General features: G+C 71.9%; 14 protein-coding genes. 4 read left to right on the top strand and 10 right to left on the bottom strand.

Features of this window, described 5'->3' with window-relative positions; genetic code table 11:
• Nucleotides 1-92: 92 nt before the first annotated feature.
• From rplT to infC, 3 genes are all read right to left on the bottom strand, one after another.
• Nucleotides 93-476: a 50S ribosomal protein L20 gene (rplT, locus tag AC07AB_RS36530; protein ID WP_018103794.1), complete on the bottom strand. Its 384-nt coding sequence runs from the start codon at nt 474-476 to the stop codon at nt 93-95.
• Between the two features lie 102 nt (nt 477-578).
• A complete protein-coding gene (rpmI, locus tag AC07AB_RS36525) occupies nt 579-773 on the bottom strand; it encodes a 50S ribosomal protein L35 (protein WP_478576246.1) in 195 nt (64 codons plus the stop codon).
• 122 nt (nt 774-895) lie between these two features.
• Nucleotides 896-1,618: a translation initiation factor IF-3 gene (gene infC / locus AC07AB_RS36520; protein WP_478576244.1), complete on the bottom strand. Its 723-nt coding sequence runs from the start codon at nt 1,616-1,618 to the stop codon at nt 896-898.
• 307 nt (nt 1,619-1,925) lie between these two features.
• Here infC and AC07AB_RS36515 point away from each other — a divergent pair, with 307 nt between their 5' ends.
• Nucleotides 1,926-2,315, top strand: a complete 390-nt coding sequence (locus tag AC07AB_RS36515; RefSeq protein ID WP_478576243.1) for a DUF1844 domain-containing protein — start codon at nt 1,926-1,928, stop codon at nt 2,313-2,315.
• 91 nt (nt 2,316-2,406) lie between these two features.
• Here AC07AB_RS36515 and AC07AB_RS36510 read toward each other — a convergent pair whose 3' ends face one another.
• A complete protein-coding gene (locus AC07AB_RS36510) occupies nt 2,407-3,123 on the bottom strand; it encodes an MIP family channel protein (RefSeq protein WP_478576317.1) in 717 nt (238 codons plus the stop codon).
• 98 nt (nt 3,124-3,221) lie between these two features.
• Nucleotides 3,222-3,956 (bottom strand): SseB family protein, encoded by a 735-nt coding sequence (locus tag AC07AB_RS36505; protein ID WP_478576242.1) that lies wholly within the window; start codon nt 3,954-3,956, stop codon nt 3,222-3,224.
• A 248-nt stretch (nt 3,957-4,204) separates the two neighbouring features.
• Between AC07AB_RS36505 and AC07AB_RS36500 the strand changes: the two genes are divergently transcribed.
• Together AC07AB_RS36500 and AC07AB_RS36495 are read left to right on the top strand one after the other, a co-directional pair.
• Nucleotides 4,205-5,008: a hypothetical protein gene (locus AC07AB_RS36500; protein ID WP_478576240.1), complete on the top strand. Its 804-nt coding sequence runs from the start codon at nt 4,205-4,207 to the stop codon at nt 5,006-5,008.
• 419 nt (nt 5,009-5,427) lie between these two features.
• The gene (locus AC07AB_RS36495; protein WP_478576238.1) at nt 5,428-6,840 is read left to right on the top strand and encodes a hypothetical protein; all 1,413 of its coding nucleotides are present in this window, start codon (nt 5,428-5,430) and stop codon (nt 6,838-6,840) included.
• Nucleotides 6,841-6,990: 150 nt separating this feature from the next.
• On the opposite strand, the gene mycP is transcribed toward AC07AB_RS36495, so the two are convergent.
• Together mycP and AC07AB_RS36485 are read right to left on the bottom strand one after the other, a co-directional pair.
• Nucleotides 6,991-8,298, bottom strand: coding sequence for a type VII secretion-associated serine protease mycosin (gene mycP, locus AC07AB_RS36490; protein WP_478576236.1), 1,308 nt, complete (start codon nt 8,296-8,298; stop codon nt 6,991-6,993).
• Nucleotides 8,295-9,296 carry a hypothetical protein gene (locus tag AC07AB_RS36485; protein WP_478576234.1) on the bottom strand — a complete coding sequence of 334 codons (1,002 nt, stop codon included), beginning with the start codon at nt 9,294-9,296 and terminating at the stop codon, nt 8,295-8,297. Before AC07AB_RS36485 ends, mycP begins: the two co-directional genes overlap by 4 nt.
• A gap of 187 nt (nt 9,297-9,483) precedes the next feature.
• Between AC07AB_RS36485 and AC07AB_RS36480 the strand changes: the two genes are divergently transcribed.
• Complete coding sequence (locus AC07AB_RS36480; protein ID WP_478576232.1) at nt 9,484-10,686, top strand: amino acid deaminase/aldolase; 1,203 nt, start codon at nt 9,484-9,486, stop codon at nt 10,684-10,686.
• Nucleotides 10,687-10,713: 27 nt separating this feature from the next.
• Here AC07AB_RS36480 and AC07AB_RS36475 read toward each other — a convergent pair whose 3' ends face one another.
• The 3 genes from AC07AB_RS36475 to AC07AB_RS36465 all read right to left on the bottom strand — a co-directional run bounded on the left by AC07AB_RS36475 (nt 10,714) and on the right by AC07AB_RS36465 (nt 14,313).
• Entirely contained in the window at nt 10,714-12,012 is a 1,299-nt protein-coding gene (locus AC07AB_RS36475; RefSeq protein ID WP_478576231.1) for an HAD family hydrolase, read from the bottom strand.
• Nucleotides 12,013-12,089: 77 nt separating this feature from the next.
• Complete coding sequence (locus AC07AB_RS36470) at nt 12,090-12,875, bottom strand: 3-oxoacyl-ACP reductase (RefSeq protein WP_478576229.1); 786 nt, start codon at nt 12,873-12,875, stop codon at nt 12,090-12,092.
• Between the two features lie 76 nt (nt 12,876-12,951).
• The gene (locus AC07AB_RS36465) at nt 12,952-14,313 is read right to left on the bottom strand and encodes an aldehyde dehydrogenase family protein (protein WP_478576227.1); all 1,362 of its coding nucleotides are present in this window, start codon (nt 14,311-14,313) and stop codon (nt 12,952-12,954) included.
• Nucleotides 14,314-14,327 lie beyond the last annotated feature (14 nt).

Raw genomic sequence — 14,327 nt, 5'->3', positions numbered from 1 at the left:
GCAGGTGCAGACAGCAGCGGACCCGCAGGCCGGGGCCTGCGGGTCCGCTCAGCTCAGCTCAGTGCTCAGCTTCAACTGCCTCGGGCTGCTGTTCAGGCGGCCTTCGGGGCGTTGACGTCGCTCGGGAGCGCCTTCTGGGCGACCTCGACGAGCGCGGCGAACGCGTTGGCGTCGTTGACCGCGAGCTCGGCCAGGATCTTGCGGTCCACCTCGATGTTGGCGGCCTTCAGACCCTGGATGAGGCGGTTGTACGTCATGCCGTTCTGGCGGGCAGCGGCGTTGATGCGCTGGATCCACAGCTGACGGAAGTCGCCCTTGCGCTTCTTGCGGTCGTTGTAGTTGTAGACCAGGGAGTGGGTGACCTGCTCCTTGGCCTTGCGGTACAGGCGGGAGCGCTGGCCCCGGTAGCCGCTGGCCTGCTCCAGGATCGCCCGGCGCTTCTTGTGGGCGTTGACTGCCCGCTTGACGCGTGCCACTTGTTAACTCCTTGTAGCGGGGCCGCGGTCGTCTCTCACGCGGCCCGAAAACGAATAGGTCCCGGTATTCGGCTCCGCGCCCCTCTCAGCGGGGCGCGGAGATCACTTGCCGAGAAGCTTCTTGATCTTCTTGGCGTCGCCCGGGGCCATCTCGGCGTTGCCGCTGAGGCGACGCGTCAGCTTGGACGACTTGTGCTCAAGCAGGTGGCGCTTGCCGGCGCGCTCCCGCATCACCTTGCCGGAGCCGGTGATCTTGAAGCGCTTGCTGGCACCGCTGTGCGTCTTGTTCTTCGGCATGCGCCGTACTCTCCTCGTCGGTGGCGCTCCCCCGGCCGGCGGGCCGGCGTGCGGGAGCGTCAGGTTTTCGGTCGGTGTGCGGGGCCGCTGCCCCGGCACGGCCGGGGCGCTCGGCCCCTGCCTCACGCCTCGGCGGGCTGCTCGGCGGGCTCCTCGACCGGTTCCGCGACGACCTCGTCACGGTCCTGGTGCGCGGTGCCGCGACGCTCCGCCTTGCGGGCGTCGGCCAGCTCGCGAGCCTCGGCCATCGCCTCGGTCTTCTTCTTGTGCGGGCCGAGAACCATGATCATGTTTCGGCCGTCCTGCTTCGGATTCGACTCCACGAAGCCGAGGTCCTGGACGTCCTCCGCCAGCCGCTGCAGCAGCCGGAAGCCGAGCTCCGGCCGGGACTGCTCGCGACCACGGAACATGATCGTGATCTTGACCTTGTCGCCCTGCTTGAGGAACCGGACGACGTGACCCTTCTTGGTGTCATAGTCGTGCGGGTCGATCTTCGGCCGGAGCTTCATCTCCTTGATGACCGTGTGCGCCTGGTTCTTGCGCGCCTCACGGGCCTTCATGGCCGACTCGTACTTGAACTTCCCGTAGTCCATGAGCTTGCAGACCGGCGGGCGAGCGGTCGCCGCCACCTCGACGAGGTCGAGGTCGTACTCCTGCGCAAGCTCCAGGGCCTTGGCAAGCGGCACAATGCCTACCTGCTCGCCGCTGGGACCGACAAGTCGCACTTCGGGGACTCGAATCCGGTCGTTGATGCGGGGCTCGGCGCTGATGGGGCCTCCTCGGTTGCACCACGCGACCGCCTGGCGGACAGCCGCGTAACGTCTGTTTCGGTATGACCAGCCCATCGTGACTCGTGACGCACAAAACGCCCCGGACGGGACACAGGCGGGGCTCCTCACAAACCGGAACACCGCCGCGTTTCACCGCGGGGCGCATCGGGCGGTTCCACATCGTCCGTACGGAACGATGGGCACTGCCGGACCGGTGACCTGCCGTCCCGAAGGTCGGTCAGGTGGGAGATCGGAGCCTCCACTTGTGGGCCGGTCACATGAGTGTCCGGCCGGTCACCACCCACGATACCGCATCCGGGCGCCCGGGGCCGCGCCGTACGCTGGAGCGCACCGTCCAGCAGGAAGAAGCGGAAGAACCACCATGAGCGACGCCATCCCCGCCCCCACCCCCGGTGAGCCCGGCCCCTCGGACGAGGCGCCGGACTTCGGGGCCATGACCCGCGACATCGCGGACGTGCCCGCGGTCGAGGTGATCACCACGGTCGCCGTGCACCTCATGAGCTCCGCCGCCGTCAACCTGGGCCTGGCCGAGGAGGGCGACAAGCACAAGGACCTGGACGAGGCGCGCAAGCTGATCCAGGCGCTCGCCGGGCTCATCTCCGCGAGCGCGACCGAGATCAGCTCCTTCCACGCGGGGCCGCTGCGCGACGGCCTCAAGTCACTTCAGCTGGCGTTCCGCGAGGCGTCCGCGGTGCCGGACGAGCCGGGCCAGGGGCCGGGCGAGAAGTACACCGGCCCCGTCTTCGGCTGAGCGAGCGCCGGGGCGCCCGCCGGGCCCGGGCCCGTACGCCCGCGTTCCCGTACGAGCGCGCCCCTTACGGCCCCGGGCGCGGCGGCAGGGCTCAGGTCGCCGCCCGCTCGTCGGCGACGGCCTTGGGGCTCTGCGGCGGGTGCGTCACCTGGTGCACCACCGCGGCGATCGCCCCGCCCACCAGCGGCGCGACGATGAACAGCCACAGCTGGGAGAGCGCCTGGCCGCCCGCGAAGAGGGCCGGGCCCAGGCTGCGGGCCGGGTTGACCGAGGTGCCGGTCAGCGGAATGCCGACCAGGTGGATCACGGCGAGGGCGATGCCGATCGGCAGGCCGTCGAAGCCGACGACCGCGACCTTGTGCGTCACCGCGAGCACCACGAAGACCAGCAGGAACGTTAGGATCACCTCGGCCAGGAAGGCACCGCCGAGGCTGATGTGCACGGCCGAGCGGCCGCCCCAGCCGTTGCTGCCGAACGTCTCGTCGGTCTTGAGCCCCGGCACGGTCTGGGCGAGCCAGTACAGCAGCCCCGCGCCCACGATGCCGCCGACGAGCTGCGCGATCCAGTACTCGATGGCCGTACGGCCCGTGATGCGCCGGGCCAGCAGCATGCCGAGGGTGACGGCCGGGTTGACGTGGCAGCCCGAGACCGGGCCCAGCGCGTACGCCAGGGCCAAAAGGACGAAGCCGAAGGAGAGCGCGATGCCCAGGACTCCGATGTAGTCGGCGCCCAGGACCGCGGCTCCGACTCCGAAGAACACCAGCAGCAGGGTGCCGATGAACTCCGATACGACAGTTCTCGTCTCCATGGCGTCCTCCAGGCGGTGGATCTTGAACTGTCCCTGCATTGTCGGACGGTCCCGCCGGTTCCGCCTGTCGGAGCCGAGTGCCTGGATCGATGCCTGGATCAGCGGCTGAACAGCACCTCGCCGGAGGCCGCGGCCCCCGGCGGCAGCAGCGCCAGGTCCAGCCCCCGTACGAGCCGGGCGCGCAGCACCTCGTCCGCCGCCAGCGCCTCCGCGACCCGCCCGGCCACCTCGCGCGCCGGGGCGCCGGGGTCGAGGGCGAGCGCCAGGGTCCCGTCGCCGTCCCCGGCCTCGGACAGCTGGGCGCTCAGCACGCCGGGCTCGGCCGCCAGCACGGCGCGCAGCGCGTCGGCCACCGCCGGGTCGGCGAGCGGGTCAGTGCTGGTACGGCCCTCGGCGAGGGCGAGCAGGGCGGGGCCCGCCAGCGGATAGGTGACCGGACCGGCCAGGTCGAGGACGATGGTGTCGGCCTTCTCGTGTGCGGCGGCCCGCAGCGCCTGGTGCAGCGGCACGGCCACCGGCCGCGCGTCGGCGCGCCAGCGCGCGAGGTTCCCCGTGGAGGTGAAGGCGGGCAGCGCCCGGCGCCCGTCCGGCGCCTGGAGCGTCGGTACGGCCATGTCGCTGGTCTTCTCCCGGCGCAGCCCGTCGGGCCCGGTCTCGGTCTCGCCCAGCACCGCGACGACGGGTACGAGCAGCCGCGCGCCGGCCAGCGCGGCCAGGACGCGCGGCTCGGCGGACGCGTCCCGCGACCAGGCGTCGAGCGCCTCGGCGAGGGCGGCGTCGGCGGAGCCGTCGTCGTCGGAGAAACCGGGATCCGGAATGTTCTTGAGCTCCACGCGTCGAGGGTATCCGGGGCCCTGCCACCGCCCGGCCGCGGGCCGGTGGCCCGGGGCGCCCCGGCCGTGGTGGTGGGCGAGGGCGGCGGGTGAGGCCGGGCGTGCGAGGCCAGTGACCCCCGGGGAGTTGCATCCGATGCGCGACCTGGCATCTCCTACGACGGCTTCGCCGTCGCAGTCACAGCAAGGAGACTACGTACTACCAGCTCCAGGTCGCGCGGAAACACCTGCGGGCGGGCGTCTATCTCATGAACGGGCTCGAAGGCCAGAACCTGACCCTTGCCACCCGCCGACAGGCCGACCTTGATCATTGGATGACCAGCGAGGACGCCCGTCTTCGCCAGGAGGCAGGCCACTGCGTGCGCTGGGCCCTCTCCCAGAAGATCGCCCGCGATCTCAGCTTCCCGGCCGAGCGATGGAACGGCCCCTCACAGCCGATGGACGACGAGGCCCGCTGGGCCACCGCCCGACGCCTGCTGCACGACGACACCCTCAAGCCCGAAGACCGCCTCGTCGGCCTGCTGTTGCTCCTCTATGCCCAGTGGCCCGCTGCGATCTCCCGGCTCACCGTCGACCACATCGAGGAGACCGACGGAGCCGTCCCCGTCGCTGACCTGGCCCGACAGCAGGTCTCGGTTCGCCGCAGTCATGCCGTCCTCGGCCGGACAGACTCGCCCTGGCTCTTCCCCGGAGGCCAACCCGGCCGCCCGATCAGTGCCTGGGCCATGGGCGAACGACTCCGCAACCTCGGCGTCCGGCTCGCGCAGGCCCGCTCGACCGCGCTGTTCCAGCTCGCCACCGAACTGCCCGCCGCGGTTCTCGCCCGCACCCTCGGCATCGACATCACCGCCGCCGTCAAATGGCAGCGAGCCGCAGCCGGAGACTGGGGTGCCTACGCAGCCCGAGATCAGCCGAAGGAACAGCTCATGAGATGCGCCGTCGAAGGCGGAGAAACGGCATCGTGGTGCTTCGCCGAGAACGTGCACCAGCTCAGGAACACCATGGAACACGACAAGCGTGAGGCGCCATGCCTTCCGGACACAGAGTCTTGATCACTGTCTTGCGGATCGCTCGCCATGTCCGCAGGGAACACCCCAGGTGGACCCGCAGCTCAACCGCTTCCCGGTCGCCGCTGTTCTGACCAGGGTGTTCGAGGGCCCACTGTTCTGCCAGAAAGTCGTACATCTCAGCGGTCGTCAGGTCGCTATCGGGATAGGTACGTGCAACGTCCAACGTGGCGATCCGGGCACTCCGGGAACCTGCAGTCCGGTCGACGATGTCCCTGACCCATGCCAGCCCCTGCTCGTCTGCATACAAGCCGAACCTCAGATCTCGCGTCCTCATGATGGCGCAAACCTACTGACCATCAGCCTTCAGTGGCAACGCTTCAACTTCAATGACGCAGGGCGTGAGGCAGGCATTCCGAGAGTTCCAATACCCGAGCCCACCATTAGGAGTCAGCACGGACTTCATGAACACGATGATGCGCAAAGCACTGGACCGCGCCTTCGAGGCCGAGGTCAGAGTGCGTTTTCGTAGGACGAACGACACAGGTGACCAGCCTTGTTCAGCCCTCTGCGGGGCACCCAGAATCTCCGTTATGAACCACTCGGGGAAAGTCGATCAAGACGACATCGTGCGGGCGCGGAATGTGCTGCTCGCGTCGGGACACCGCACTCCGCGCGAGGAAGTCGACGCCTACCGGGTGCTCGCCCAGGTCAGCCCCGCCGCGTACCTGCCGCTCCTGTCCAAAGCACTGCAACGGCTGAGCTACGACACCAGCGCCGGCAGGAAGCATCCGGACAGTCTCGCGCTGCACGAAGAGGCCCTGGCCGTGGCGCGGGCCATCGATCCGGCCGAACCTGCCCGTGCGGGCGTTCTGTACGAGGCCCTCAACACATGCCAGAGAGAGCTGTACATCGTAGGCCGGCGCGTCGAAGGGCTGGCCATGCGCGCCGAGATGCTCGCCATCAGTCGTGCACAGGCCGAACTGTCCAAAGGCCCCGTGGCCAAAGGGCTCCATGAGTGGGCTGCCGGGCTTTCCGAGGAAGGCCGGTATGCCGAGGCTGCCGATGCCCTGACCGAGTTGGTCGCAGCAATCCTGCCTGACGGTCCCAGCAGCGGAGGTCTCGCCCGGTCACTCCTGGACTGGATCGCCGCTCTCCACGACGCCGGCCGGTCCAGCGAAGTGCTCGCCGCGTTCGGGAGACTCGTCAGCATGGAAGCGGCCGAAGCCGAGAACGACAGCGGCCCGATGGCCTGCTATCTCTACTCGCTCATCGGGTACGCGCAGATGCTCGACACCTACGGCCGAGGCGAGCAGGCGGCCCTCGTGCGGCAAGAGGCACTCGCCTTGCTGACGGAGTTGGCCGATACCGGTGAGCGGAAGTCCTGGAGCGGCTATCAGTCGAAGTTCTGGGCAGCGCTGCTGACCTTCTCCGGCGCCGAAAGCGATCGTCCTGCGTCCGATGGACCGCGTCCGCCTTCGGGGACGGCGCCCATGCAGTGGTCGCCCGATGCCAAGCGGCGCTACTTCGACAGCCGTCATGCCCTCCGTGAAGAGGTGGACACCCTCGCTCAGCGAGCCACCGAGGATCCGGACCAGCACCTGGCCGAACTGGTCCGCCTGCATCGGGTCCTCACCATCCGCTCCGCCGTCTACTGGGAGAACCACACCCATCTGTTCGCGGAGCGAGTGCGCTCCCTGTTCGACGACGGAGTGGGCCTGGCCCGCCGGCTGTCTCAGCACGACCCGACAGAGGGAACGCGAACACTGGCCAGGATCCTGATCGACCGATCGACCTTCCACACCGCCGCCAGCGAGTTCAGGCCCGCCCTCGACGATTTCCGCCAAGCCCTGAGCTACCTGGGGGAAGCCGACTAAGCCGAACCGGCCAACGTCCTCCCCAGGACTCGTGCACATAAGCAGCTCGCGCCAGGCTGGGGAAGATCGGCCATTCCGTAACTTCGAATAGCCCGGGTTACCACTACCCGGCCATCAGACCGGAGACACCCGCGAGCCGCGCCCCGGCCGTCAGTACCCGCCGAACGTCCCCCGGTCGCGGCGCGGGCCGCCGCCGCGCCACAGGAATACCGAGGCCACCAGCAGGAGCGCGCCTCCCGTCGCCGCGGCGACTGCCAGGAGGTCGGGGCCCTCGCCGTCGTGGTCGGCGTGGCCGGTGCGGGGGCCCGTGCCGAAGTAGCGCTGGGCACGGTTCGAGGCGAGCGGCGTCTTCGACTCCGGCGTCAGGCGGCCGCCGGCCTCGATGGCGGCGGCCGGGTCGACGAGCCCTGCGCCGAGGGCGTCGCTGCGGCCGCCCTCGGGGGCGTCCAGGGCGGTCTCGGTGAGCAGCCGGCGGATCTGGAGGGGGCTGAGGTCCGGGTGCGCGGCGCGGACGAGGGCGACCGCGCCGGAGACGAAGGCGGACGCCGCGCTGGTGCCCCACCCCTCGTAGTAGTGGCGGTCCGGGTCGGCGATGACGACGTCGACGCCGGGCGCGCTGACCGTGGAGTACCAGCGGCGGGTGGAGAAGGAGGCGCGGGTGCCGTACCGGTCGACGGCGGTGACGGCGATCACGCCGGGGTAGGCGGCCGGGTAGGAGACGTGGTCGCCGCTCTCGCCGCCGTTGCCGGCCGAGGCGACGACGACGGCGCCCTTGCTCAGCGCGTACTGGACCGCGGCGTCCTCGCGGGGCTCCGGGTGCGCGGAGTCGCTGTCGTCGCCGAGCGACAGGTTGATCACGTCCGCGCCGTGGTCGGCGGCCCAGCGGATGCCGTCGGCGAGCGCGCCGCCGCGGACGGCGCGGGCCTTCTTACGGGCCGGGTCGCCGTCCTCCAGGATCACCCGGACGGGAAGGATCTTGACCTCGGGGGCCACGCCCAGGATGCCGTCCTCGTCGTCCGGTCCGTGGCCGCGGCCGGCGACGATCCCGGCCATGGCGGTGCCGTGCCGTGCCCAGGCCCTCTCGCCGCTCTGCGCGCCGAAGCCGACGAGGTCCTTGCCGGGCAGTACCTGGCCCGCGAGGTCGGGGTGGCTGTCGTCGACGCCGGTGTCGAGGATGGCGACGGTGATCCCCTTGCCCTTGGTGGTGCGCCAGGCGTCCTGGGCGTGGACGGCGTCGAGCCCCCACTCCTGGTCGCGTATGGCGTCGGCGTGCGCGGGGGCCGCCGTCAGCGCGGGCAGCACCGCCAGCGCGGCGGCGGTCAGCGCGAGAAGCGCGCGGCGCGCAGGGCCGGTGGGACGTGCCCGTCGCGCAGGCTCGGCGGGACGCGCGCGGCGCGCGGGGCGGGTGGGACGTGCGCGGCGGGGCGCCGGGTGGCCGGCCGTCGCGGGCGTGGTCATCGGGCGGCCTCCCCGGCCGCTTTCTTCACGCCTTTGACAAAGGCGTGTTCGACCTGGTCGCAGACGCCCTTCGCGTCATGCCCGAGCCCCGCCTGGGCCACGACCGTCGTGGCGCCGGGCGTGATGGCCCGGACCGCGGGCTGCGGATCGGCGGCCTTCCGGCCGTCGGCGAAGCCCGTCACGGCGTAGAGCACCGCCGGGGTATCCGTGCGGATCCTGAGCTGCCAACTGGCGCGCTGCGCGTCGCCGAACCCGGCCGCCGCGGTGCCCTTCGCCGCGTACGGGCGGGGCAGCAGATCGGGGCGCTCCGCCAGCCCCTCCTCGCCGAACCGCCGCTGCAGAGCGCCCATCGTCGCCGCGTCGGCCTTGGTGACGAGCAGCCCGACCGTCGTCACGCTGGTCGTCGTCGCGTCGGCGTACGTGGCGCGCAGCAGCCGCTCGCAGCCGACCGGCGACAGCGCCCTGGCCAGCAGCGGGTCGAACGCTCCGGAGCAGCCGGCGTCTGGCGCGACCGCGATCCGCCGCCAGGTGCGGTCCGCGCCGCCGGGCCCCGCGGCGTCGCCGTGCAGCGTGGGCGGGAAGATCGCGTCCACCGGCGCCGTCCGCCACAGGGTGCCGCCCTGCTCGTACGTGGCCTCGGCGGCCGACTCGGCCCCCGCCTCGCCGCCCAGCAGGCTCCCCGCCGCGGCGCCGCCGAGCAGGCCGAGGCCGAGCACGAGGCAGACGGCGGACGCCGCCGCGCGGAGCCGGCTCCGGCCGCGGGGCGGCCGCTCGTCGGGGTCGTGGCCGGTGAAGGCGGGGTCCGGGGGCTCCGAGCGGTACCAGGGAGGTGTGGGCATGTGCTCCGCGAGTTCCGGGTGCGTACTGACGGGCCGCGCCGCCGTCCCCGCCGAGAAGGGCCGCTGCGCGGGCCGGGAGGGGATGGCGGGTGGCCGCGCGGGCCGCGGCGGGGGCAGTGGGGACTGGGAGCCCAGCACGCCTCGCGCCTCGGTGCTCAACTGCGCTCCCCCTCGCGAGCGGCCCGCCGTACCGCCCGACGGCCTTGGTGGGCGGGCCGGTTCGCATGCGGAGAACACCCCGCTGACCTGCCGGTCGCCATGTGTACGCCACTCTACGGGGCGTCGGCCGCCATTCGCACGGGCCGTACCTCTACCCAGTGGTAACGCCTTCTGACAAGCTGCGGGCATGTCCGCCGCAGCTGCCGACCGGGCCCGTTTCGACCGGGCCACCGCTCATCTCGACGCTCCCGTCGCCGTCGTCGATCTGGCGGCGTTCGACGCCAATGCCGAGGATCTGGTGCGCCGGGCACGGGGCAAGCCGATCCGGGTGGCGAGCAAATCGGTGCGGTGCCGGGCGCTGTTGGAGCGGGTGCTGGCGCGGGACGGCTTCGCCGGGATCATGAGCTATACGCTCGCGGAATCGCTGTGGCTGGCGCGGTCCGGGTTCGAGGACGTCCTGCTGGCATACCCGTCGGCCGACCGGGAGGCGTTCGCGCGACTGGCCGGCGACGCCAAACTCGCGGGCGCGGTGACGGTGATGGTGGACGACGTCCACCAGCTCGATCTGATCGACGCGGCGCGGTCCGGCGGCGGCGAGGAGATCCGGGTCTGCCTGGAGCTGGACACCTCTCTGCGGCTGCTGGGCGGCCGAATACGGATCGGGGCGCTCCGCTCACCGCTGCGCTCCCCCGCTCAACTGGCCGAGCTGGCCCGCGCGATCGACCGCCGGCCCGGCTTCCGGCTGGTGGGCCTGATGGCGTACGAGGCCCATGTGGCGGGTGTCGGCGACCGGCTGGCCGGACGGCCGGTGCGGTCGCGGACGATCCGGCTGATGCAGGCCGCCGCGCGCAGGGAGCTGGCCGCGCGGCGGGCCGAGGTCGTACGGGCGGTGCGCGCGGTCGCCCCGGCCCTGGAGTTCGTCAACGGCGGCGGCACGGGCAGCGTCCAGCACACCGCGGCCGAGGACGCGGTCACGGAGGTCGCCGCGGGGTCCGGGCTGTACGTACCGCGGCTGTTCGACAACTACACGTCCTTCCGGGGCCGCCCGGCCGCGCTGTACGCGCTGCCGGTGGTGCGGCGGCCGGGCGTGGGCGTGGTGACGGTGCTGGGCGGCGGCTATCCGGCGTCCGGCGCCGCGGGCAAGGACCGGCTGCCGGTGCCGTATCTGCCGGCCGGGCTGCGGCTCGACGCGCTGGAGGGGGCGGGCGAGGTGCAGACGCCGCTGCTGGGGCAGCCCGCGGACGATCTGCTGGTCGGCGACAAGGTGTGGTTCCGGCACGCGAAGGCGGGCGAGCTGTGCGAGCGCTTCGAGGCGCTGCACCTGATCGACGGGGACCGGGTCGTGGAGACGGCCCCCACCTACCGCGGTGAGGGCCGTACGTTCCTGTGACCGCCCGGTCCGCGACCGGGGGCGGACCTACAGGTGGGCCGCGTCGTGCTGGTCCGGGACGACCGTGCTGTCGGCGCGCCGGACCGGGCCGCCCACGCCGTCGGTGTTGACGTAGGCCGTCGTCGAGCACGGGTACGTACCGGACTTGGCCGGCATCGGGTCGATGAACATCGGCTGGGCGACCCAGCGGTGGTCGGCGTCGTCGTACGCCCGGCACATCAGCTCGCCCTGGTTGCGGTTGATGGCCAGGTGCGCGCCGGTCGCGTCGTTCACAAACGTCACGTCCGTGTTCGCGTCGCCCCCGCCCAGTGCGATGCGGTGCGCCGGGTCCTGCTGGCGCCAGGCCTCGGCGCCCTTCTTCTTGAAGATCTCCTGGTTGATCCAGCAGCGCTTGCCGTCCATGAACGGCAGCGCGTCGCCGCCGGTGCCCTTGACGTCGCCGCAGGTGCGGATGCCCGTGGTCATCTTGCCGTGGCTGGTGAGGCTGCGGATGCCGATGGTGTGCTTGCGGTCCAGACCGACGCCGCCCGACCATGCCTCGGCGATGGGCTCGGAGGAGGCGGAGACGATGTAGACGTCGAAGCCGGCCGCCTTGAGCGTGTGGATGAGGTCCTTCTGCTGGTCGTAGTAGCGGACGTATCCGGCGATCTTGTGGGTGCCGACCGTCTGCGTGGAGCCGATCGGGGCCGCCAGCGCCTCGGTACGGGCCTGCTTGGCGTACGAGGTGAGCGCGGCGGGGCGCTGCCCGGCGAACAGCTGGGGGATCCAGGCGTAGGAGGGCACCGTGCGGCGGTGGTTCCACTCGCCGGCGAAGGCGGCCTTGCCGCTCATCGTGCGGGACTCGGCGCGGATCTCCATGATCTCGTCCGCGCAGGCCGTGTTCCGCGAGGTGTGCAGCGGCGTCCCGACCGGGACGGAGGTGCCGCAGGCTCTGGTGAGATCGCGGGCGGCGGCCGGCGTCATCCACTTGCTGGTGGACCGCCAGCTCGCGGGCCGCAGGATCTTGTCGTGCTTGAGCGCCCAGGCGAGCGTGGCGTCGGTGACGTCGTTCTTGACGACGGTGTTGTCCCAGTCGAAGGCGGCGACCGGGCGGGGCCCGCCATGGCCGGAGCAGCGGCCGCGCTCGTCGATCATCCGCTGGAGCTTGTGGCGGTTGTCGCCGAACCACGTGAGGTTCTTGTCCAGCTGCGGGCAGTTCGTGTGCGCCGAACGGGCGGCGGCCGTGCTCTCGGGGGCAGCGGGGGCCGTGGCGGCGGTGGCGGGCACCGCGGCGGCGAGCGCCGAGACGGCGGCGAGCGAGGCGACGAGAGCGTGCTTGGTGCGCATGCGTCCTCCAAGACGTGGGGGGCCAGGACAGACACCGGGACCGGCCGGGCGGCCGGTCCCGGTATTGATCATGGACCTTACATCGGGGTCACGTACGCGCCCGCGATTCCGCCGTCGACGAGGAATTCGGCCGCGTTGACGAAGGAGGAGTCGTCGCTCGCGAGGAAGGCGACGGCGGCCGCGATCTCCTCGGGTTCCGCGAAGCGGCCCACGGGGACGTGGACGAGGCGGCGCGCGGCGCGCTCGGGGTCCTTGGCGAACAGCTCCTTCAGCAGCGGCGTGTTGACCGGGCCCGGGCACAGCGCGTTGACCCGGATGCCCTCGCGGGCGAACTGCACGCCCAGTTCGCGGGACATGGCGAGCACGCCGCCCTTGGAGGCGGTGTAGCTGATCTGCGAGGTGGCGGCGCCCATCACGGCCACGAAGGAGGCGGTGTTGATGATGGAGCCCCGGCGCTGCTCGCGCATATAGGGGAGCGCGGCCTTGCAGCAGAGGTAGACGGAGGTGAGGTTGACCTCCTGGACGCGCTTCCAGGCGTCGAGGCCGGTGGTGAGGATGGAGTCGTCGTCGGGCGGCGAGATGCCGGCGTTGTTGAAGGCGATGTCCACCGAGCCGTAGGTGTCGTGCGCGGTCTTGAAGGCCGCTTCGACCTGCTCGGGGCTGGTGACGTCGACCTTGGCGAAGAGGCCGCCGACCTCGTCGGCCGCCGCCTTTCCGGCGCTCTCGTCGATGTCGGCGACGACGACGTTCGCGCCCTCGGAGGCGAGGCGGCGCGCGGTGGCCAGGCCGATGCCGCTGCCGGCTCCGGTGATGACGGCGGTACGGCCCACCAGGCGGCGGCACACGGGGGTCTGGTCGCTCACTTGCGTTCCTCCATCGTGGTCAAGCGTCACTGTTCGGGGCACCGCTGCTGGGGCGCCGGTGCTCAGGCGTCGGTGCTCAGGCGTCGGTGCTCAGGAAGACGTTCTTGGTCTCGGTGAAGGCGGCGAGGGCGTCCGGGCCCAGCTCCCGGCCGAGCCCGGACTGCTTGTAGCCGCCGAACGGGGTCGAGTAGCGGACGCTGCTGTGCGAGTTGACGGATAGATTGCCCGCCGCGACGGCGCGCGAGACGCGCAGCGCGCGGCCCACGTCGCGGGTCCAGATCGAGCCGGAGAGGCCGTAGTCGGTGGCGTTGGCGAGGCGGACGGCGTCGGCCTCGTCCTCGAAGGGGAGGACGACGGCGACGGGCCCGAAGATCTCCTCGGTCGCCGTCCGGTCGCCGGGGGCGGCCTCCAGGACGGTCGCCGGATACCAGAAGCCCTTGCCCTCGGGGGCCTCGCCGCGGATGGTGGCGGGCGCGGATTCGGGTACGTAGGACCGTACGCGCTCGCGGTGCGCGGCGGAGATCAGCGGGCCCATCCGCGTGGCGGCGTCGGCCGGGTCGCCGACGGTGAAGGCGTGGACGGCGGGTTCCAGCAGCTCCATGAAGCGGTCGTAGACGTCGCGCTGGACGAGGATGCGGCTGCGGGCGCAGCAGTCCTGGCCGGTGTTGTCCAGGAAGGCGCCGGGGGCGGCCGCGGCGGCCTGTTCGAGGTCGGCGTCGGCGAAGACGATGTTGGGGTTCTTGCCGCCGAGTTCGAGGGTCACCCGCTTCACCCGCGCGGCGCACTCGGCCATGATCTGCTTGCCGACGGCGGTGGAGCCGGTGAAGACGACCTTGGCGACGCCCAGGTGGCGGACGAGGGCCGCGCCCGCGACGGGGCCGGCCCCCGGCAGGACCTGGAAGAGCCCTTCGGGGAGCCCGGCCTCCAGGGCGAGCTCGGCCAGCCTGAGCGCGGTGAGCGGGGTGGTCTCGGCGGGTTTGAGGAGGACGGCGTTGCCCGCGGCGAGCGCGGGGGCCGTGCCCCAGGCGGCGATCGGCATGGGGAAGTTCCACGGCGCGATGACGGCGATGACGCCGAGCGGTTCGTGGAAGGTGACGTTCAGCCCGCCGGTGACGGGGATCTGGGCGCCGGTCAGGCGCTCCGCTCCGCCGGCCGCGTAGTCGAGGAGGTCCCGGACGTTGCCGGCCTCCCAGCGGGCGTTGCCGATGGGGTGGCCGGCCTCCTGGACCTCCAGGCGGGCCAGTTCCTCGATGTGCGCGTCGACGCACGCGGCGAAGCGGCGCAGTTGCCGGGCGCGGTCGCCGGGGGCGAGGGCCGCCCAGGCGCGCTGGGCGCGCTCGGCCCGTACGACGGCGGCGTCGACGTCCTCGGCGGTGGTCGCGAGGACGGTGGCGATGACCTCTTCGGTGGCCGGGTTGAGTACCTGGTGCTCGTGCACGTCGTTCCGTTTCC

The sequence above is a fragment of the Streptomyces sp. NPDC044033 genome (assembly GCF_056434425.1).
The sequence above is the reverse complement of the archived record's forward strand: the minus strand, read 5'-3'. Positions and strand labels throughout refer to the sequence as shown.